Source organism: Pseudomonas sp. (genome assembly GCF_050739775.1).
Lineage (GTDB): Bacteria > Pseudomonadota > Gammaproteobacteria > Pseudomonadales > Pseudomonadaceae > Aquipseudomonas.
Genome location: NZ_JBOICA010000064.1, coordinates 1 through 19,909, shown reverse-complemented (window position 1 = coordinate 19,909; position 19,909 = coordinate 1). Strand labels below are relative to the sequence as shown.

Sequence of the window (19,909 nt, the reverse complement as noted above, 5' to 3'; positions counted from 1 at the left end):
CGCTTCCACAGTGTGGAAGCGGGCTTGCCCCGCGATGCTTTCTCAGCGACAGACGTCAGCGATAGCCGCAGCCAATGCCTCGAGGCGTGCCGCATCAGCGCCAGCGATGTTCGCTCTGCCGGTGCCAACCATGTACACGCTATGCCGTTCACGCAGTTGCTTGACCTGCTCCGGCGACAAGCCGGTATAGGAAAACATCCCGCGTTGCGCGGCAATGTGTGCAAAGCGTTCGCTCAGGCCGTGAGGTGCCAGTGCCTCGACCAGGCCCACCCGCAGATGGGCAATGCGCTGGCGCATGGTTTCGACTTCTTCGAGCCAAAGTTGCTTCAGCGCCGCATCACCGAGAATCTGCGCTACCACCGCAGCGCCATGGTCCGGCGGTGTCGACCACAGGTTGCGCGCCAGCAGTGCCAGTTGACTGCGAACATCCAGCAGCTTCTCGGCATCATGGCTGCACACCAGCAGAGCGCCGGTGCGATCACGGTAGAGGCCGAAGTTTTTCGAGCAGGAGCTGGTGATCAGCAGCTCAGGCAGTTCGGCGGCGAACAGCCGGACCGCCCAGGCGTCTTCTTCCAGGCCGTCGCCGAAGCCCTGATAGGCAAAGTCGATCAGCGGCAGCAGCTCGCGGCGGCGCACCACTTGCAGTACCGCACGCCAGTCATCCTGGGACAGGTCGAAGCCGGTCGGGTTGTGGCAGCAGGCGTGCAGCAGCACCACATCGCCTTTTGGCGTGGCTTCCAGGGCGGCCAGCATCCCGGCCACGTTCAGGCGGTTGTCCGCGCCGACGTAGGGGTAGTGGCTGACCTTCAGGCCGGTACCGGCGAAGATGGTTTCATGGATCGGCCAGGTTGGGTCGCTCAGCCAGATGCCGCGGCCCGGCAGGCAGTGTGCGATGAACTCCGCTGCAAGGCGCAGAGCACCAGTGCCGCCCGGTGTCTGGGTAGCGCCCGCACGTTTGCTGGCCAGCAGTGCCGAGCTGCTACCCAACACCAGTTCGCTGATCAGGCGACCGAAATCAGCGTCGCCATGACCGCCGACGTAGCTTTTGCTCGACTGTTGGTCGAGCAGGCGCTGTTCGGCGAGTTTGACCGCAGCAGGAATCGGCGTCTGGCCCTGGGCGTCCTTGAATACGCCAACACCCAGATCGAACTTGTGTGGATTACTGTCGTTGGCGTAAGCCTCCATCAGCCCCAGAATCGGATCGCCGGGTACGCGCCCAATCGCGCTGAAGTGCATTATTTGCGGCCTTCGGCGGTTTTGGCGACCTCGTCGGTGCGCGCGGCCATGATGAAGTCGTTACGGTGCAGGCCTTTGATCGAGTGGCTCCACCAGGTCACGGTGACTTTGCCCCACTCGGTCAGCAGGCCTGGGTGATGGCCTTCTGCTTCGGAAATCTCGCCAACGGCATTGGTAAAGGCCAGGGCGTGTTTGAAATTCTTGAACAGGAAGACTTTTTCCAGCTGCATGATGCCGTCACGGACTTCGATGTTCCAATCCGGGATCTGCTTGATCAGTACCGGCAGTTCTTCATCGCTGACCTGTGGAGCATCGGCACGGCAGGCTTCGCAGTGGGCTTGGTTCAAGGCGTTCATAAGGTTTTCCGCAAGTGGTTTGTTATTGGTTTGCAAGGTTGCTCAGGCAGCAACCTTAGGTGGAAATTTCGGTGCATGCAGGCCCATCTTCATCGCTGTTTGGACCATGCCCATGATGTCTTCGTGGGCCAGGTCGAACAGGCGCTTGAGGTTCGGCAGGGTAAAGTACAGCGGTTGCAGGATGTCGATGCGATACGGCGTGCGCATGGCTTCCAGCGGATCGAAGGCCTGGTGCTCAGGTTCGTCGGACAGGCTGTAGACAGTCTCTTTCGGCGAGGAAAGGATGCCGCCGCCGTAGATTTTACGGCCCTGCGGGGTATCGACCAGACCGAATTCGATGGTCATCCAGTAAAGACGGGCGAGGTAGACGCGCTCTTCTTTGCTCGCCTGCAGGCCGAGCTTGCCATAGGTGTGGGTGAATTCGGCGAACCAGGGGTTGGTCAGCAACGGACAGTGGCCGAAGATCTCGTGGAAAATATCCGGTTCTTGCAGGTAGTCGAGCTCTTCTTCGCTGCGGATGAAGGTCGCCACTGGAAAGCGCTTGCTGGCCAGCAGTTCGAAAAAGGTCTGGAACGGGATAAGCGCAGGCACCCGGGCGACTTCCCAGCCAGTGGTGGCACCCAGCACTTTGTTGATCTCGCCCAACTGTGGGATGCGGTCGTGCGGCAGGCCCAGCTGTTCGATGCCGTCCAGGTATTCCTGGCACGCGCGGCCCTCGATCACTTTCAGTTGGCGGGTAATCAGGGTGTTCCACACCGCGTGTTCCTGTTGCGGGTAGTCGATAAACCCTTGCGCATCGGGCTCGCGAGCCACGTATTGCGTGTGTTTCATACTGCTCTCCTGCTGAGGGCCTTTTTTGTTATGTGTTCAAGCCGTTACTTAAGGAATAACCCGCTGCGCTGCACTTTGCATCGGTCCGACGCCTTGCGGGACTGGCTAAACGAGGCGTTTTCTGTAACGATAACTTTACAAAAATGACAAAAGGCCGAAAAATCAGCGGACGTTCTTTCTCGCTACCCAGCTTTTTGTCACGTAATCTTTACGGAAATTCTTCTGGGTCGGTAAATAAATGCCGGCCCGTCAGGTGCCAAGGCTCGTCTCAGACCTATAGGTAAGACATTTAATGCGTATCAAAGTGCATTGCCAGAACCGCATCGGCATTCTGCGCGACATCCTCAACCTGCTGGTCGAGTACGGCATCAACGTCGCTCGCGGCGAGGTCGGAGGCGAGCATGGCAATGCCATCTATCTGCACTGCCCCAACCTGATCAACCTGCAGTTCCAGGCCTTGCGGCCCAAGTTCGAGTCGATTGCCGGCGTGTTTGGGGTCAAGCGCGTGGGCTTGATGCCTAGTGAGCGACGGCACATGGAGCTCAATGCCTTGCTGGGGGCTCTGGATTTCCCCGTGCTGTCGATCGACATGGGTGGCTCCATCGTGGCGGCGAACCGGGCCGCGGCGCAGTTGCTCGGGGTGCGGGTGGACGAGGTCCCGGGTATCCCGTTGTCGCGTTATGCCGAAGACTTTGACTTGCCGGAACTGGTGCGGGCCAACAAGTCGCGGATCAATGGCTTGCGGGTCAAGGTCAAGGGCGATGTGTTCCTGGCAGACATCGCGCCGCTGCAATCGGAGCATGACGACAGCGAGGCCCTGGCGGGGGCGGTGCTGACCCTGCACCGTGCCGACCGTATCGGCGAGCGTATCTACAACGTACGCAAGCAGGAGCTGCGCGGCTTTGACAGCATCTTCCAGAGTTCGCGGGTGATGGCTGCGGTGGTTCGTGAGGCTCGGCGCATGGCACCGCTGGATGCGCCACTGCTGATTGAAGGAGAAACCGGCACCGGCAAGGAGCTGCTGGCGCGTGCCTGTCACCTGGCCAGCCCACGCGGGCAGGCGCCGTTGATGGCGCTCAATTGTGCTGGTCTGCCTGAGTCCATGGCTGAGACTGAGTTGTTCGGCTATGGTCCGGGCGCATTCGAGGGCGCGCGGGCCGAAGGCAAGCTGGGGCTGTTGGAGTTGACGGCCGGTGGCACCCTGTTCCTCGATGGCGTGGGTGAAATGAGCCCGCGTTTGCAGGTCAAGTTACTGCGTTTTTTGCAGGATGGTTGCTTCCGTCGAGTCGGCAGCGACGAGGAGGTGTATCTGGATGTACGGGTTATCTGTGCAACCCAGGTTGACCTGTCGGAGCTCTGCGCTCGCGGCGAGTTCCGTCAGGATCTCTATCATCGCCTCAATGTGCTTTCGCTGCATATCCCGCCGTTGCGCGAGTGCCTGGACGGGTTACCGCCGCTGGTCGAGCACTTTCTCGATCAGGCCAGTCGGCAGATCGGTTGCCCCTTACCGCGCCTGGCGCCGGCGGCCATGGAGCGTCTCAGTCAGTATCACTGGCCAGGTAACGTGCGCCAGTTGGAGAACGTGTTGTTCCAGGCGGTATCGCTGTGTGATGGCGGGGTGGTCAAGAGCGAGCACATTCGCTTGCCGGATTACGGTGCCCGCCAACCGTTGGGTGAGTTCTCTCTGGAAGGTGATTTGGGCGACATTATCGGGCGGTTCGAAAAGGCCGTGCTGGAACAATTGATGAGTGAATTTCCCAGCAGTCGGGCTTTGGGTAAGCGGCTGGGTGTTTCACATACCACGATAGCCAACAAGTTGCGCGAACATGCTGTTGGCAAGTCGGCGGAATAAAACAATTTTAATGACAGCGTTGTCAGCAGGCATTTATTGAAGGGCAATGATTGACTGCGCGTTATTTGAACCGCGCACCTCGCACCGGAGTGATCGAGGTGCGGCGAGCGGTAATCTTCAGATTATCCGTTGGAGCAACCGTTGCCCATCACACGGTACTCGAGAATATGCTTCTGGCCCTGCGAGTCCTCGTAGGTCATGCGTGCCGGGACCACCTCGCAGACGTTCGGGACTTCGCTCATGGAAATGACTTTGGCGATGTCCAGATGCTGCGAGTAACTGTACTGTTCAACCGGAATCTGCTCGGCGCCACCGCTTGCAACTTCGTCAGCCATCGCCGCGCTGCAAAGACTACCAAGTGCCAATACCAGTAAAGCTTTCATTTTCATTTTACCTGTCTAAGGTCGTAAGGGGGCACGCAGCGCTTGTGGCGCCGCGTGTACAACTAAAGTTCAACTATCAGGGTTATCTCGGGATTAACGGCCTTCGTGGGGGCTGTAACAAGAAGTTAATCTGGATGCCGTTGCTGGCGAGGCGAATTTTAGGGGCGGGCGTGTGCCTTAAACAGATGACGTTTTGATAAACACTGTTGATGAAAACCGTAACAATCGCTTGCTTGCAATCGCAGGATTTTATTTTTACGGGCGTCACTGCCCGGATTTGAGCCTGCGGTCAATTGCAGCGGCGCAAAAGAGCAGGGTGTTACTACCAACGTCGAATGGCCGGCGAGGTCTGGTACAGTTACAACGAGGTCATACAAAAACAACTATTACACCGAGGTAGATAAAGATGAGTGCGGCTCCCCTGTATCCCGTTCGTCCCGAGGTTGCGGCCACCACGCTGACTGATGAGGCGACCTACAAGGCCATGTACCAGCAGTCGGTGATCAATCCGGACGGCTTCTGGCGTGAGCAGGCTCAGCGCCTGGACTGGATCAAGCCCTTCACCAAGGTCAAGCAGACCTCCTTCGACGATCACCATGTCGATATCAAATGGTTTGCCGACGGCACTCTGAACGTCTCCTACAACTGCCTGGACCGCCACCTTGCCGAGCGTGGTGATCAGGTCGCAATCATCTGGGAAGGTGATGATCCTTCCGAGCACCGCAACATTACCTACCGCGAGCTGCACGAGCAGGTGTGCAAATTCGCCAACGCCCTGCGCGGCCAGGACGTGCACCGTGGTGACGTGGTCACCATTTACATGCCGATGATTCCTGAGGCCGTGGTGGCGATGCTGGCCTGTGCCCGTATCGGCGCGATTCACTCGGTGGTCTTCGGTGGCTTCTCCCCCGAGGCCCTGGCCGGCCGAATCATCGATTGCAAGTCGAAAGTGGTGATTACCGCCGACGAAGGTCTGCGTGGTGGTCGTCGCACCCCGCTCAAGGCCAATGTTGACCTGGCGCTGACCAACCCGGAAACCGCCAGCGTGCAGAAGATCATCGTGTGCAAGCGCACCGGTGGTGACATTGCCTGGCACCAGCATCGTGATATCTGGTACGAAGACCTGATGAAGGTCGCTTCCAGTCACTGCGCGCCGAAAGAGATGGGTGCCGAAGAGGCGCTGTTCATCCTCTATACCTCTGGCTCAACCGGCAAGCCCAAGGGCGTACTGCACACCACTGGCGGCTATATGGTGTATGCCGCACTGACCCATGAGCGGGTGTTCGACTACCGTCCGGGTGAAGTCTACTGGTGCACCGCAGACGTCGGCTGGGTGACCGGTCACAGCTACATCGTCTACGGCCCGCTGGCCAATGGCGCGACCACCGTCCTGTTTGAAGGCGTGCCGAACTATCCGGATATCACTCGTGTGTCGAAGATCATCGACAAGCACAAGGTCAATATCCTCTATACCGCCCCGACCGCCATCCGCGCGATGATGGCTGAAGGTCAGGCGGCCGTTGCGGGGGCCGATGGCTCCAGCTTGCGCTTGCTCGGTTCGGTGGGTGAGCCGATCAACCCGGAAGCCTGGAACTGGTACTACCAGACTGTCGGCAAGGGGCGTTGCCCGATCGTCGATACCTGGTGGCAGACCGAAACCGGTGGTGTACTGATCAGCCCGCTGCCAGGTGCTACCGCGCTCAAGCCGGGTTCGGCGACGCGTCCATTCTTTGGTGTGGTGCCGGCGCTGGTGGACAACCTGGGCAACCTGATCGATGGTGCTGCCGAAGGCAATCTGGTGATCCTCGATTCCTGGCCGGGCCAGTCGCGTTCGCTGTACGGCGATCACGATCGTTTCGTCGATACCTACTTCAAGACCTTCCGTGGCATGTACTTCACCGGTGACGGCGCCCGTCGCGACGAAGACGGTTACTACTGGATCACTGGCCGTGTCGACGACGTGCTCAACGTTTCGGGTCACCGTATGGGCACCGCCGAGATCGAAAGCGCCATGGTTGCCCACCCGAAAGTGGCCGAGGCTGCAGTGGTCGGTGTGCCGCATGACATCAAGGGGCAGGGCATCTATGTCTATGTCACCCTCAACGGTGGCGAGGAGCCGAACGAAGCGCTGCGTCTGGAGTTGAAAAACTGGGTGCGCAAGGAAATCGGCCCGATTGCTTCGCCGGATGTCATCCAGTGGGCGCCAGGCTTGCCCAAGACCCGTTCGGGCAAGATCATGCGCCGTATCCTGCGCAAGATTGCCACGGCCGAGTACGACGCCCTGGGCGATATCTCGACCCTGGCTGATCCGAGTGTGGTGCAGCATTTGATCGATACCCACAAGTCCATGAACCTGGCTTCGGCCTGATAAACGCATCGCAGGGCCCACCAAGCCACAACAAGAAGCCCCGCCTGGCTACGCCAGCGGGGCTTTGTGCTTTCTGTTACTTCGACAATCATCGGTAACCAATCTGTCACCACGATTGCTCATCAACGGGGCAAAGGGAAACGTTGCCGCCCAATTTCCCAGCGTTTACGCCATCGATTTCAGTGTGCTGAAACGCTAAGCTTGCCGGATTAGAAGGCTTTGCCAATAATAGGCCCGCTTATTGCTTCATTGATTGGTTATTTGTCTTTTGCTTTTGCATATTCCGCGAAAGCTGTCAATATCTCCGCCCCTGTGTTCCTGCGCTTCTATAACTAGTTGTCGCATTGAGGAAATATCGGCTTCGGAGCTGTCGTTAAAATGCCGATCACTCGCTCGTGGCGTTCGACCTTCGTCGACCCTGCGCAGCTCGCGTTGTACCCATTCGCATATCGGGCAGTTGTTACGCGCTGCCTCGTATTGCCCTTTACCGATGGAGTTCCAGATGAAGAAACTCGCACTGCTTGGCGCACTGGCGCTGTCCGTGTTTTCCCTGGCATCGCTGGCTGATGAGAAACCGCTGAAAATCGGTATCGAGGCCGCCTACCCACCGTTCGCCTCGAAAGCGCCGGACGGCAGCATCGTCGGCTTCGACTACGACATCGGCAACGCCCTGTGCGAAGAGATGAAGGTCAAGTGCACCTGGGTCGAGCAAGAATTCGACGGCCTGATCCCAGCGCTGAAAGTGCGCAAGATCGACGCCATCCTCTCATCCATGTCGATCACCGACGATCGCAAGAAGTCCGTGGACTTCACCGGCAAGTACTACCTGACTCCAGCACGCTTGGTGATGAAGGAAGGCACTACCGTCAGCGACAACCTGGCCGAGCTCAAGGGCAAGAAGATCGGCGTGCAGCGTGGCTCGATCCACGACCGCTTCGCCAAGGAAGTCCTGGCTCCACAAGGCGCCACCATCGTTCCTTACGGCACCCAGAACGAAATCTACCTGGATGTCGCTGCCGGTCGTCTGGATGGCACCGTGGCCGATGCTACGCTGCTTGAAGATGGCTTCCTCAAGACTGACGCTGGCAAGGGTTACGCCTTCGTCGGTCCATCCTTCACTGACGTGAAGTACTTCGGTGATGGCGTCGGCATTGCCGTGCGCAAAGGCGACAAAGCCAACCTGGATCGCATCAACGCTGCCATCGCGGCCATCCGCGCCAACGGCAAGTACAAAGAGATTCAGGACAAGTACTTCAACTTCGACATCTACGGCCCTGAAGCCAAGTAAATCGTCGACGTTTCACCTGTGTAATGGTGCAAGCAGCAGAGGCTCTGAGGTTTGCACCATTTTTTCATCCCTAAGGTCGAGGACCTCATCATGTTGAAAGGCTACGGGGCAGTTATCCTCGACGGCGTGTGGCTCACGCTGCAGCTTGCCTTGTCGTCCATGGCCCTGGCCATTGTACTCGGCCTTATCGGTGTGGCCCTGCGCCTGTCGCCAGTGCGTTGGCTGGCTTGGCTGGGCGACCTGTATTCCACGGTGATCCGCGGGATTCCCGATCTGGTTTTGATCCTGCTGATTTTCTACGGTGGTCAGGACCTGCTCAACCGCGTAGCACCCCTGCTTGGATATGACGATTACATCGACCTCAATCCGTTGATGGCAGGTATCGGTACCCTGGGCTTCATTTTCGGTGCCTATCTTTCGGAAACCTTCCGCGGGGCCTTCATGGCTATTCCCAAGGGGCAGGCCGAGGCTGGCATGGCCTATGGCATGAGCAGCCTGCAGGTGTTCTTCCGGGTCATGGTGCCGCAGATGATTCGCCTGGCGATTCCAGGCTTCACCAACAATTGGCTGGTCTTGACCAAGGCTACGGCGCTGATTTCGGTGGTCGGCCTGCAGGACATGATGTTCAAGGCCAAGCAGGCGGCTGATGCCACCCGCGAGCCTTTCACTTTCTTCCTGGCGGTCGCGGCCCTGTACCTGGTGCTCACCAGTGTCTCGCTGCTGGCCCTGCGTTACCTCGAGAAGCGCTACTCGGTTGGCGTAAAGGCGGCTGAACTATGATTTTCGACTACAACGTCATCTGGGAGGCGCTGCCGCTGTACCTGGGTGGTTTGCTGACCACCCTCAAGTTGCTGGCGCTGTCGCTGCTGTTCGGTTTGCTGGCAGCGATCCCGCTGGGGTTGATGCGGGTGTCCAAGCAGCCGCTGGTGAACATGACCGCCTGGCTCTACACCTACGTGATCCGCGGCACGCCGATGCTGGTGCAGCTGTTTCTGATCTACTACGGTCTGGCTCAGTTCGAAGCCGTGCGTGAAAGTTTCCTCTGGCCATGGCTGTCGAGTGCGACCTTCTGCGCCTGCCTGGCCTTTGCCATCAACACCAGCGCCTACACTGCGGAAATCATTGCCGGTAGCCTCAAGGCGACGCCCCATGGCGAGATCGAGGCGGCCAAGGCCATGGGCATGTCGCGGGTCAAGATGTACCGTCGCATCCTGCTGCCGTCGGCCCTGCGCCGGGCCCTGCCGCAGTACAGCAACGAAGTGATCATGATGCTGCAGACCACCAGTCTGGCGTCGATCGTCACCCTGATCGACATCACCGGTGCGGCGCGCACGGTCAATGCCCAGTATTACCTGCCGTTCGAAGCCTATATCACCGCCGGCGTGTTCTACCTGTGCCTGACGTTCATTCTGGTGCGCCTGTTCAAGCTGGCCGAGCGCCGCTGGCTCGGCTACCTGGCGCCGCGCAAGCACTGAGGCCTGCGCCAACTTTTTCGCCCTGAGCGTTAGCTCAAGACTGACTGCTTTGTGAGAATCGACAGCATGTACAAACTCGAAATCCAAGATCTGCATAAACGCTACGGCAGTCACGAAGTGCTCAAGGGCGTGTCCCTGGCTGCCAAGGCGGGCGACGTGATCAGCATCATCGGCTCCAGTGGTTCGGGCAAGAGTACTTTCCTGCGCTGCATCAACCTGCTCGAGCAGCCGCACGCGGGCAAGATCCTGCTCAACAATGAAGAGCTCAAGCTGGTGGCAAACAAGGACGGCGCACTCAAGGCAGCCGATCCCAAGCAGTTGCAACGCATGCGTTCGCGTCTGTCGATGGTGTTCCAGCATTTCAACCTGTGGTCGCACATGACTGCGCTGGAAAACATCATCGAAGCACCGGTGCACGTGCTGGGTATGTCGAAGAAGGACGCCCTGGAAAAAGCCGAGCATTATCTGGCCAAGGTCGGGGTTGCCCATCGCAAGGACGCCTATCCTGGGCATATGTCCGGTGGTGAGCAGCAGCGTGTGGCGATTGCCCGTGCGCTGGCCATGGAGCCGGAAGTCATGCTGTTCGACGAGCCGACCTCGGCGCTCGACCCGGAGCTGGTCGGGGATGTGCTCAAGGTCATGCAGGCGTTGGCCCAGGAAGGCCGGACCATGGTGGTGGTTACCCACGAGATGGGCTTTGCCCGTGAGGTGTCGAACCAGTTGGTGTTCCTGCACAAAGGCCTGGTGGAGGAGAGTGGCAATCCACGCGAAGTGCTGGTCAACCCGCAATCCGAGCGTCTGCAGCAGTTCCTTTCGGGCAGCTTGAAGTAAGGCTGCTGTTTTGCACCAAAATGGGTCATGCTGCGAATTCATCGCAGCCTGACCGGGCTCTATCTTGTTGACCTCTCTCAGGTTTCGGACCGCATCCCATGACCACCCAGCGAATCGGTTTTCTCATCTGGCCCAGCACCAAAGCCCTGACCCTGGCGCTGGCCGAAGAGGTGTTGCGGGTTGCCCAGCGGGTGCATCCAGAGGTGGTCTACGAGTTGTCGTTTCTGCAGTCCGAGCCCGCGGCCGAAGGTGCCTGGCGCTTGCCGGGTGAGCCTTGGGCGGGGCGCCTGGAAGGTTGCCAGAAGCTGTTTTTACTGGCCGATGAGCCGCCTCAGGCGGTGGCGTCGGGGCTGGCCAGCGCACTCAAGCAGTTGGCCCGTGCCGGTTGCGTAATCGGTGGACTGTCAGCGGGGGTTTACCCGTTGGCTCAACTGGGTTTGCTCGACGGCTATCGCGCGGCGGTGCACTGGCGTTGGCAGGATGATTTTGCCGAACGTTTCCCCAAGGTCATTGCCACCAGTCATCTGTTTGACTGGGATCGTGATCGCCTGACTGCCTGTGGTGGGATGTCGGTGATCGATCTGTTGCTGGCCTTGCTGGCCCGGGATCATGGTGCCGAGCTTGCCGGAGCGGTGTCCGAAGAGTTGGTGGTCGAGCGGATTCGTGAGGGCGGTGAGCGTCAGCGTATTCCGTTGCAAAATCGCCTGGGGTCGAGTCATCCAAAGCTGACCCAGGCTGTGCTGCTGATGGAGGCCAACATCGAAGAGCCGCTGACCACCGACGAGATCGCCCAGCATGTGTGTGTTTCGCGACGCCAGCTGGAGCGGATCTTCAAACAGTACCTGAATCGGGTGCCGAGTCAGTACTACCTGGAGCTGCGCTTGAACAAGGCGCGGCAGATGTTGATGCAGACCAGCAAGTCGATCATCCAGATCGGCTTGTCCTGTGGGTTCTCTTCGGGGCCGCATTTCTCCAGCGCTTATCGCAACTTCTTTGGCGCAACGCCGCGGGAGGATCGCAACCAGCGACGTAGCAGCAGTCCTTTTGAGTTGTCTTCGGTGCCTGCCGAGCGCGGTTGATTTTTTAATCGCGGGGCAGTCCATATCGTAGGAGCGGATTCATCCGCGAAGGACTGCGCAGCACTCCCATCTTCGAGGCCGCGTTGCGACCCTTCGCGGATGAATCCGCTCCCACAGAGCCGTCCATACAGAATCTCCCACCCATCCCCCCGCACCGTTTAAACTGCGCCTTTGCGACCCTATTTGTCGCATTGCCGAAAGCCTTGGTAAAACAGGGTTTGGCGCTATAAGAAGTTGTCGCTTGGCGACAAGGTCAGGCGCCGATCTGTCCTTACAATCCCCCCATCGCTCGCCAGTTCCAGGCAGGCGTTCCTCTTCAGGAGACTCCGATGTCCGTTGAGCAAGCTCCGGTGCAACGCGCCGATTTCGACCAGGTAATGGTCCCCAATTACGCACCGGCGGCCTTTATCCCCGTTCGTGGTGCGGGCTCCCGCGTCTGGGACCAGGCGGGCCGCGAGCTGATCGATTTCGCCGGCGGGATTGCCGTGAACGTTTTGGGACATGCTCATCCGGCGCTGGTTGGCGCGCTGACCGAGCAGGCCAACAAGCTGTGGCACGTGTCCAACGTGTTCACCAATGAGCCAGCCCTGCGCCTGGCCCACAAGCTGGTCGACGCGACCTTCGCTGAGCGGGCGTTCTTCTGCAACTCCGGCGCCGAAGCCAACGAGGCCGCCTTCAAGCTGGCCCGCCGTGTCGCCCACGATCGTTTCGGCCCGGAAAAGCACGAAATCATCGCCACCGTTAACAGCTTCCACGGTCGCACCCTGTTCACCGTGAGCGTCGGCGGCCAGCCGAAGTACTCCGAAGGCTTCGGCCCGAAGATCACCGGCATCAGCCACGTGCCGTACAACGATCTGGAAGCGCTCAAGGCACAGATCTCCGACAAGACCTGCGCCGTGGTGATCGAGCCGATCCAGGGCGAGAGCGGTGTGGTGCCAGCTGACAAGGCCTACCTGCAAGGCGCTCGCGAGCTGTGCGACAAGCACAACGCGCTGCTGATCTTCGACGAAGTGCAGACCGGCGTTGGTCGTACCGGCGAGTTGTTCGCCTACATGCATTACGGCGTGATCCCGGACATTCTCTCCAGCGCCAAGAGCCTGGGCGGCGGCTTCCCGATCGGCGCCATGCTGACCACCGAAGCCTTGGCCAAGCACCTGGTCGTTGGCACCCACGGCACTACCTATGGCGGCAACCCTCTGGCATGCGCCGTGGCCAATGCCGTATTGGATGTGGTCAACACTCCTGAGGTACTGGCTGGCGTCAAGGCCAAGCACGAGCGCTTCAAGGCGCGCCTGGAGAAGATCGGCCAGCAGTACGGCCTGTTCACCCAGGTCCGCGGCATGGGCCTGCTGATCGGCTGCGTGCTGTCCGATGCCTGGAAAGGCAAGGCCAAGGACGTTTTCAACGCTGCCGAGAAAGAAGGCCTGATGGTGCTGCAGGCCGGTCCCGATGTGGTGCGTTTCGCCCCGAGCCTGGTGGTCGAAGATGCCGATATCGACGAAGGCCTGGACCGTTTCGAACGTGCTGCGGCAAAACTGACCCAGGCCTGATTGACGCCTTAGGTCCTTTCGCCGGTCCTTGGGGCCGGTGAATCCGAATTCCAGAGCATGTGCCCCAGGGGGCGCCTGCTGTTTTTTTCTGTGCCAGCAATGGCTGGCCTGTTTTCCCGAAAGGAGTGACACCATGCTGGTGATGCGCCCCGCGCAAATGGCTGATCTGGGCGAAGTACAGCGTCTGGCAGCGGACAGCCCGATTGGTGTCACGTCCTTGCCGGATGATGCCGGTCGTCTGAGCGACAAGATTGCCGCTTCGGAGACGTCGTTCGCTGCCGAAGTCAGTTTCAACGGCGAAGAAAGCTATTTCTTCGTGCTTGAAGACAGCGGCACCGGCAAGCTGGCCGGCTGTTCGGCCATTGTCGCCTCGGCTGGCTATTCCGAACCGTTCTACAGCTTCCGTAACGAGACCTTTGTGCATGCTTCGCGCGAGCTGAAGATCCACAACAAGATCCACGTACTCTCGCAGTGCCATGACCTGACCGGCAACAGTCTGCTGACCAGCTTCTACGTACGGCCCGAGCTGGTTGGCACCGGCTGGTCGGAGCTCAACTCCCGTGCTCGTCTGCTGTTCATGGCCGCTCACCCTGAGCGTTTCGCCGATTCGGTGGTGACCGAAATCGTCGGTTACAGCGATGAGAACGGTGATTCGCCGTTCTGGGATGCCATTGGGCGTAACTTCTTCGACCTCAACTATGCCGAGGCCGAGCGCCTGTGTGGCCTCAAGAGCCGGACCTTCCTGGCCGAGCTGATGCCGCACTACCCGATCTACGTTCCACTGCTGCCGGATGCCGCGCAAGAGGCCATGGGCCAGGTGCATCCGCGTGCACAGATCACTTTCGACATTCTGATGCGCGAAGGCTTCGAGACCGATCACTACATCGACATTTTTGACGGTGGCCCGACCTTGCATGCGCGGGTCTCGAGCATCCGTTCGATTGCCCAGAGCCGCGTGGTGCCGGTCAAGCTCGATAGCGCCGTAGTCAAGGGCGGACGTCCCTACCTGGTCTGCAATGGCCAGCTGCAGGATTACCGCGCTGTGCTGCTGGAACTGGACTGGGTGCCTGGCAAACCGGTCACCCTGAGTCTTGAAGCCGCCGAAGCCCTGGGCGTCGGTGAAGGCGCCAGCGTGCGTCTGGTCGCGGTTTGATTCCTGCGGTTCGATAACCGAGCACCCCAGGTCGAGTTTCGCGGCAGGCCAAAGGCCGCCGCCCGAGGAGATAGCATGATCGTTCGTCCCGTACGCAGCAGCGATTTACCTGCGCTGATCGAGTTGGCGCGCAGCACCGGCACCGGCCTGACCACCTTGCCGGCCAACGAGGAGCGCCTGGCGCACCGGGTCAGCTGGGCCGAGAAGACCTTCCGTGGCGAAGCTGAGTGCGGCGACGCAGACTACTTGTTCGTGCTGGAAAACGACGCAGGCGTGGTGGTCGGTATTTCCGCCATCGCTGGTGCCGTCGGCTTGCGTGAGCCCTGGTACAACTACCGGGTCGGCCTGACCGTCAGCGCCTCCCAGGAGCTGAACATCTACCGGGAGATCCCGACCCTGTTCCTGGCCAACGACCTGACCGGTAACTCCGAGCTGTGCTCGTTGTTCCTGCGTAGCGACCATCGCAGTGGCCTCAACGGCCGCCTGCTGGCCAAGGCGCGCTTGCTGTTCATTGCCGAGTTTGCAGAGCTGTTCGGCAACAAGATCATTGCCGAGATGCGCGGCATGTCCGATGAGCAGGGGCGTTCGCCGTTCTGGGAAAGCCTGGGCCGACACTTCTTCAAGATGGAGTTCAGTCAGGCCGATTACCTTACCGGTGTCGGCAACAAGGCGTTCATCGCCGAGCTGATGCCCAAGTTTCCGCTGTACACCTGCTTCCTTTCCGAGGACGCTCGTGGCGTGATCGGTCGCGTGCACACCGACACCGAGCCGGCGCTGGCCATGCTCAAGAGCGAAGGCTTCAGCTACCAGGGTTATGTTGACATCTTCGACGCTGGCCCCGCCGTGGAATGCGAAACCGCCAAGATCCGTGCGGTGCATGACAGCCAGGCGCTGGTGTTGGCCGTTGGTACGCCGGGCGACGACGCCACTCCATTCATCATCCATAACCGCAAGCGCGAAGAATGCCGCATCACTGCGGCACCCGCGCGCCTGGCGGCCGGAACCCTGGTGGTCGATCCGTTGACCGCAAAACGCTTGCGCTTGAGTGTGGGCGACCAGGTACGTGCCGTGCCGCTGTCTGCTGCCCGGGAGGCCAAATAATGACGACTCACTTTATCGCCGGCAGTTGGCAGGCAGGGCAGGGCGAAGCGCTGCAATCGCTGGATCCGGTCAGTCAAAAGGTTATCTGGCAAGGCCAGGGCGCTAGCGCCGAACAGGTCGACAGCGCCGTCAAGGCAGCGCGCCAGGCCTTTGCCGGTTGGGCATTGCAGTCTCTGGAGGCACGCATCAGTGTGCTCGAAGCCTTTGCCGCGGCACTCAAGGCCAATGCCGACGAGTTGGCCCGCTGCATCGGTGAAGAGACCGGCAAACCGCTGTGGGAGGCTGCGACCGAAGTGACCAGCATGGTCAACAAGGTTGCCATTTCGGTGCAGAGCTATCGCGAACGTACAGGTGAGAAAAGCGGCCCGCTGGCTGATGCCACCGCAGTGCTGCGCCACAAGCCCCACGGCGTGGTGGCGGTGTTCGGCCCGTACAACTTCCCGGGTCACCTGCCTAATGGTCATATCGTCCCGGCGCTGCTGGCCGGTAACAGCGTAGTGTTCAAGCCCAGCGAGCTGACCCCCAAGGTCGCCGAGCTGACGGTCAAGTGCTGGATCGAAGCCGGCCTGCCGGCGGGTGTATTGAACCTGGTCCAGGGTGCGCGTGAAACCGGTGTGGCCCTCGCCGCCAATCCCGGTATTGATGGATTGTTCTTCACCGGTTCCAGCCGTACCGGCAACCTGTTGCACCAGCAGTTCGCCGGACGCCCGGACAAGATCCTGGCCCTGGAAATGGGCGGCAACAACCCGCTGGTGGTTGATCAGGTCAAGGACCTGGATGCTGCGGTCTACACCATCATCCAGTCGGCGTTCATTTCCGCGGGCCAGCGCTGCACCTGCGCCCGCCGCCTGCTGGTACCGCAAGGCGCATGGGGTGACTCGCTGCTCGAGCGTCTGGTTGAGGTGTGCAAGAACATCTCCGTCGGTGCCTTCGATCAACAACCAGCACCGTTCATGGGCTCGGTCATTTCGTTGGCTGCGGCCAAGGCATTGCTCGATGCCCAAGCGCAATTGCTGGGCAACGGCGGTGTGCCTCTGCTGAACATGACCCAGCCGCAAGCCTCTGCTGCCTTGCTGACCCCAGGTATCGTCGACGTTACGGCGGTGGCCAATCGCCCGGACGAAGAGTTCTTCGGCCCGTTGCTGCAGGTCATTCGCTACAGCGATTTCGACGCGGCCATTGCCGAAGCCAACAATACCCAGTACGGCCTTGCCGCCGGCTTGCTGTCCGACTCTCATGCGCGCTACCAGTATTTCTGGCTGCAAAGCCGTGCGGGCATCGTCAACTGGAACAAGCAACTGACCGGCGCTGCCAGCAGTGCGCCATTTGGTGGTGTGGGTGCCAGCGGCAACCATCGCGCCAGTGCTTACTATGCGGCCGACTATTGCGCTTACCCGGTAGCCTCGCTGGAGACCGCCAGCCTGACCCTGCCTGCCACGCTGACGCCAGGCGTCTCCCTATAACAAAAGGTCCACGGAGCCTTGCCGATGAAATCGTTTGAAGTGAACTTTGATGGTCTGGTGGGACCGACGCATAACTACGGCGGACTGTCCTACGGCAACGTTGCCTCGCAGAGCAACAGCCAGCAGGGCTCCAACCCGCGCGAAGCCGCGCGTCAGGGCCTGGCGAAGATGAAGGCGCTGATGGAGATGGGTTTCCAGCAGGGCGTCCTGGCTCCGCAGGAGCGTCCGGACGTTGGCGCGCTGCGCCGTCTGGGTTTTTCCGGCAGCGATGCCGAGGTTATCCAGCGCGCAGCCAAAGAGGCGATGCCGCTGCTGGTCGCCAGCTGCTCGGCATCGAGCATGTGGGTGGCCAACGCTGCCACGGTCAGCCCGAGTGCTGATACGGCCGACGGCCGCGTGCATTTCACTGCCGCCAACCTCAATTGCAAATACCACCGCAGCATCGAACACCCCACTACCAGCCGCGTGCTCAGTGCCATGTTTGCCAACCAGCAGCACTTCGCCCACCATGGCGCCTTGCCAGCGGTGGCTCAGTTCGGCGATGAAGGTGCGGCCAACCACACCCGCTTCTGCCGTAGCTATGGCGAGGCGGGCGTGGAGTTCTTCGTCTATGGCCGCAGCGCCTTCGACACCCGTTACCCAGCACCGCAGAAGTACCCTGCACGCCAGACCCTCGAGGCTTCCCAGGCGGTCGCCCGCCTGCATGGCCTGAGCGAGGAGGGCGTGGTCTTCGCCCAGCAGAACCCGGCGGTGATCGACCAGGGTGTGTTTCACAATGATGTGATCGCAGTTGGCAACGGTGAGGTGCTGTTCTATCACGAAGACGCCTTCCTCGAGACCGAGGCAATGCTTGGCCAACTGCAGGCTAAACTGGCTAAACGGGGTGGCAACTTCAAGGCGATCTGCGTGCCACGCTCGGCTGTCACGGTAGAGGATGCGGTGCGTTCGTACCTGTTCAACAGCCAGCTGCTGTCCCGTGCCGACGGTTCGATGCTGCTGATCGTACCGGAAGAGTGCCGCAACAACGAGCGGGTCTGGGCCTACCTGTCGGCGTTGACCAGCCAGGGCGGCCCGGTTGCCGAGGTCAAGGTCTTCGACCTCAAGCAGAGCATGCAGAACGGCGGTGGCCCGGCGTGCCTGCGTTTGCGCGTAGCACTCAATGAAACTGAACTGGCAGCGGTCAATCCAGGGGTTATCATGACGGCTTCGCTGTACGACACCCTGACCCAGTGGGTCGACAAGCACTACCGCGACCGCCTGAGCGAATCCGACCTGGCGGACCCGCAATTGTTGCTGGAATGTCGTACGGCACTGGATGAACTGACCCAGATTCTCAAACTGGGTTCGGTCTATCCGTTCCAACTCCAACCTTGAGAGAGAATTCGACTATGTCCGACGCCCTGCAGCTGATCCTTGAAGATGACGATGGCACCCAGCTGGAAACCTCCTGCACCCGCTTTGCGGTGGTCTGGCAAGGCAAGGAGGTATGGATTCAGCAGGATGGCCGTGGTCAGCTGCTGATCGGCGTCGACGTCGAAGAGGACGACGCCGAATACGCCAACCTGTTGCTGCGCCCGCTGGCCACCAACCTGGTCAGCCTGCAGCTGGAAATGGAACCGGCCGACGCCGGCGACGATGATCATGTTCATGGTCCCGATTGCGGCCACCATCACTAAGGAATAGCCCATGCTCGCCCTCGGCAAACTGCTTGAACTGACCCTTGCCGGTCGTGAACCGGCAGAGAAGACCCAGCTGACTGTCGACGGCGTGCGCATGCGCTGGCTTGGCGAGGGGGCGCTGGAAGTCAAGCCGCCCGAAGCCTGTGACAACGGTATGGATCTGCTGCTGTCGGCGGGTATCCATGGCAATGAAACTGCGCCGATCGAGTTGCTCGACGAGTTGCTGCACGGCATTGCCAGAGGCGAGATCAAGCCGCGGGCGCGGGTTCTGTTCCTGTTTGGCAACCCTGAGGCGATCCGCAAGGGCGAGCGTTACATCGAGCAGGACGTCAATCGCCTGTTTAATGGTCGGCATGAGCTGTCCAGCGGTTCGGAGGCGTTACGCGCCTGCGAGCTGGAACGTTTGGCCGCCACCTTTTTCAGTGTTCCCGGGCGTGCCCGGTTGCACTACGATCTGCACACGGCCATTCGAGGCTCGAAGATCGAACAGTTCGCACTTTATCCGTTCAAGGAAGGTCGCCAGCATTCTCGTCGCGAACTGGCGCGTCTGTGTGCGGCCGGCATGGAGGCGGTGCTGCTGCAGAGCAAGACATCAATCACCTTCACCGCCTACACCTATGAACAGCTCGAAGCCGAAGCTTTTACGCTGGAGTTGGGTAAGGCACGGCCCTTTGGGCAGAACGCGCAGGTCAACCTTGAGCGTCTGGAGAGTCGCCTGAAGCAGATCATCGAAGGCAACGAGCCGCAGGAGCCCGGCGCGTTGGATGGCTTGCAGCTATTTAGCGTGGCCCGTGAGATCATCAAGCACAGCGACAGTTTCCGCCTGCACTTGCCGGCCGATATCGAAAATTTTTCCGAATTGTCCAAGGGCTATCTGCTGGCCGAAGACCTGGCCGAGTCCCGCTGGATCGTCGAGGAGGAGGGGGCTCGCATCATTTTCCCCAATCCCAAAGTGAGGAATGGCTTGCGGGCGGGAATTCTGATCGTGCCGACCACGCCCGATCAGTTGGCCTGAGGTCGTGGGAGCGGATTTATCCGCGAAGGACTGCATAGCAGTCCCATGGTAGGAGGGGGCGCTGCCCCCCTTCGCGGATAAATCCGCTCCCACTGGCCGCTATTATCCTGCCCGTTTCTGCACTAGTACAACATCCCTGAAATAGCTTTAAATATCCGGATCGAGATATGGCGCCAGCAAGCTGACCACCAAGTCAGTGGTTTCGGCGAGGTTGCCGGTGCCAGGCAATGGCTCCCAGCGGCCGGTGTG

The 19,909-nt window shown here is 60.2% G+C and carries 18 protein-coding genes; 14 read left to right on the top strand and 4 right to left on the bottom strand.

Annotation, left to right across the window (positions count from 1 at the left end; translation table 11 throughout):
• Nucleotides 1-42 precede the first annotated feature (42 nt).
• Genes ACRESH_RS22960 through phhA form a run of 3 tightly spaced genes read right to left on the bottom strand, consistent with a single transcriptional unit; the run spans nt 43 to nt 2,423 of the window.
• Nucleotides 43-1,236 (bottom strand): amino acid aminotransferase, encoded by a 1,194-nt coding sequence (locus ACRESH_RS22960; protein WP_431744128.1) that lies wholly within the window; start codon nt 1,234-1,236, stop codon nt 43-45.
• The gene (locus ACRESH_RS22955; RefSeq protein WP_038613492.1) at nt 1,236-1,592 is read right to left on the bottom strand and encodes a 4a-hydroxytetrahydrobiopterin dehydratase; all 357 of its coding nucleotides are present in this window, start codon (nt 1,590-1,592) and stop codon (nt 1,236-1,238) included. The genes ACRESH_RS22960 and ACRESH_RS22955 overlap by 1 nt, the downstream gene beginning before the upstream one ends.
• Nucleotides 1,593-1,634: 42 nt before the next feature.
• Nucleotides 1,635-2,423 (bottom strand): phenylalanine 4-monooxygenase, encoded by a 789-nt coding sequence (gene phhA / locus ACRESH_RS22950; RefSeq protein WP_431744127.1) that lies wholly within the window; start codon nt 2,421-2,423, stop codon nt 1,635-1,637.
• A gap of 292 nt (nt 2,424-2,715) precedes the next feature.
• Here phhA and ACRESH_RS22945 point away from each other — a divergent pair, with 292 nt between their 5' ends.
• Nucleotides 2,716-4,275 (top strand): sigma-54-dependent transcriptional regulator, encoded by a 1,560-nt coding sequence (locus ACRESH_RS22945; protein ID WP_431744126.1) that lies wholly within the window; start codon nt 2,716-2,718, stop codon nt 4,273-4,275.
• Between the two features lie 122 nt (nt 4,276-4,397).
• Here ACRESH_RS22945 and ACRESH_RS22940 read toward each other — a convergent pair whose 3' ends face one another.
• A complete protein-coding gene (locus tag ACRESH_RS22940) occupies nt 4,398-4,658 on the bottom strand; it encodes a DUF2790 domain-containing protein (RefSeq protein WP_431744125.1) in 261 nt (86 codons plus the stop codon).
• Nucleotides 4,659-5,064: 406 nt separating this feature from the next.
• On the opposite strand from ACRESH_RS22940, the gene acs reads away from it, so the two are divergent.
• The 13 genes from acs to astE all read left to right on the top strand — a co-directional run bounded on the left by acs (nt 5,065) and on the right by astE (nt 19,660).
• The gene (gene acs / locus ACRESH_RS22935) at nt 5,065-7,026 is read left to right on the top strand and encodes an acetate--CoA ligase (RefSeq protein WP_431744124.1); all 1,962 of its coding nucleotides are present in this window, start codon (nt 5,065-5,067) and stop codon (nt 7,024-7,026) included.
• A gap of 502 nt (nt 7,027-7,528) precedes the next feature.
• Nucleotides 7,529-8,314 carry an ABC transporter substrate-binding protein gene (locus ACRESH_RS22930; protein WP_431744123.1) on the top strand — a complete coding sequence of 262 codons (786 nt, stop codon included), beginning with the start codon at nt 7,529-7,531 and terminating at the stop codon, nt 8,312-8,314.
• Between the two features lie 90 nt (nt 8,315-8,404).
• Nucleotides 8,405-9,094, top strand: coding sequence for an ABC transporter permease (locus ACRESH_RS22925; RefSeq protein ID WP_431744122.1), 690 nt, complete (start codon nt 8,405-8,407; stop codon nt 9,092-9,094).
• On the top strand, nt 9,091-9,789 hold the full coding sequence (locus tag ACRESH_RS22920; protein WP_038613479.1) for an ABC transporter permease: 699 nt from the start codon (nt 9,091-9,093) through the stop codon (nt 9,787-9,789). Before ACRESH_RS22925 ends, ACRESH_RS22920 begins: the two co-directional genes overlap by 4 nt.
• A gap of 66 nt (nt 9,790-9,855) precedes the next feature.
• On the top strand, nt 9,856-10,620 hold the full coding sequence (locus ACRESH_RS22915; protein WP_045189755.1) for an ABC transporter ATP-binding protein: 765 nt from the start codon (nt 9,856-9,858) through the stop codon (nt 10,618-10,620).
• A 98-nt stretch (nt 10,621-10,718) separates the two neighbouring features.
• Nucleotides 10,719-11,699, top strand: coding sequence for a transcriptional regulator ArgR (gene argR / locus ACRESH_RS22910; protein ID WP_431744121.1), 981 nt, complete (start codon nt 10,719-10,721; stop codon nt 11,697-11,699).
• A 329-nt stretch (nt 11,700-12,028) separates the two neighbouring features.
• Entirely contained in the window at nt 12,029-13,249 is a 1,221-nt protein-coding gene (locus ACRESH_RS22905; RefSeq protein ID WP_431744120.1) for an aspartate aminotransferase family protein, read from the top strand.
• A 133-nt stretch (nt 13,250-13,382) separates the two neighbouring features.
• On the top strand, nt 13,383-14,402 hold the full coding sequence (gene aruF, locus ACRESH_RS22900) for an arginine/ornithine succinyltransferase subunit alpha (RefSeq protein WP_431744119.1): 1,020 nt from the start codon (nt 13,383-13,385) through the stop codon (nt 14,400-14,402).
• A gap of 75 nt (nt 14,403-14,477) precedes the next feature.
• Entirely contained in the window at nt 14,478-15,503 is a 1,026-nt protein-coding gene (gene astA / locus ACRESH_RS22895) for an arginine N-succinyltransferase (protein WP_431744118.1), read from the top strand.
• Nucleotides 15,500-16,966 carry a succinylglutamate-semialdehyde dehydrogenase gene (gene astD, locus ACRESH_RS22890; protein WP_431744129.1) on the top strand — a complete coding sequence of 489 codons (1,467 nt, stop codon included), beginning with the start codon at nt 15,500-15,502 and terminating at the stop codon, nt 16,964-16,966. Before astA ends, astD begins: the two co-directional genes overlap by 4 nt.
• 24 nt (nt 16,967-16,990) lie before the next feature.
• Nucleotides 16,991-18,340 carry an N-succinylarginine dihydrolase gene (astB, locus tag ACRESH_RS22885; RefSeq protein ID WP_431744117.1) on the top strand — a complete coding sequence of 450 codons (1,350 nt, stop codon included), beginning with the start codon at nt 16,991-16,993 and terminating at the stop codon, nt 18,338-18,340.
• A 14-nt stretch (nt 18,341-18,354) separates the two neighbouring features.
• A complete protein-coding gene (locus tag ACRESH_RS22880) occupies nt 18,355-18,642 on the top strand; it encodes a topoisomerase II (RefSeq protein ID WP_274118046.1) in 288 nt (95 codons plus the stop codon).
• Between the two features lie 10 nt (nt 18,643-18,652).
• On the top strand, nt 18,653-19,660 hold the full coding sequence (gene astE / locus ACRESH_RS22875; protein WP_431744116.1) for a succinylglutamate desuccinylase: 1,008 nt from the start codon (nt 18,653-18,655) through the stop codon (nt 19,658-19,660).
• Nucleotides 19,661-19,909: the final 249 nt, after the last annotated feature.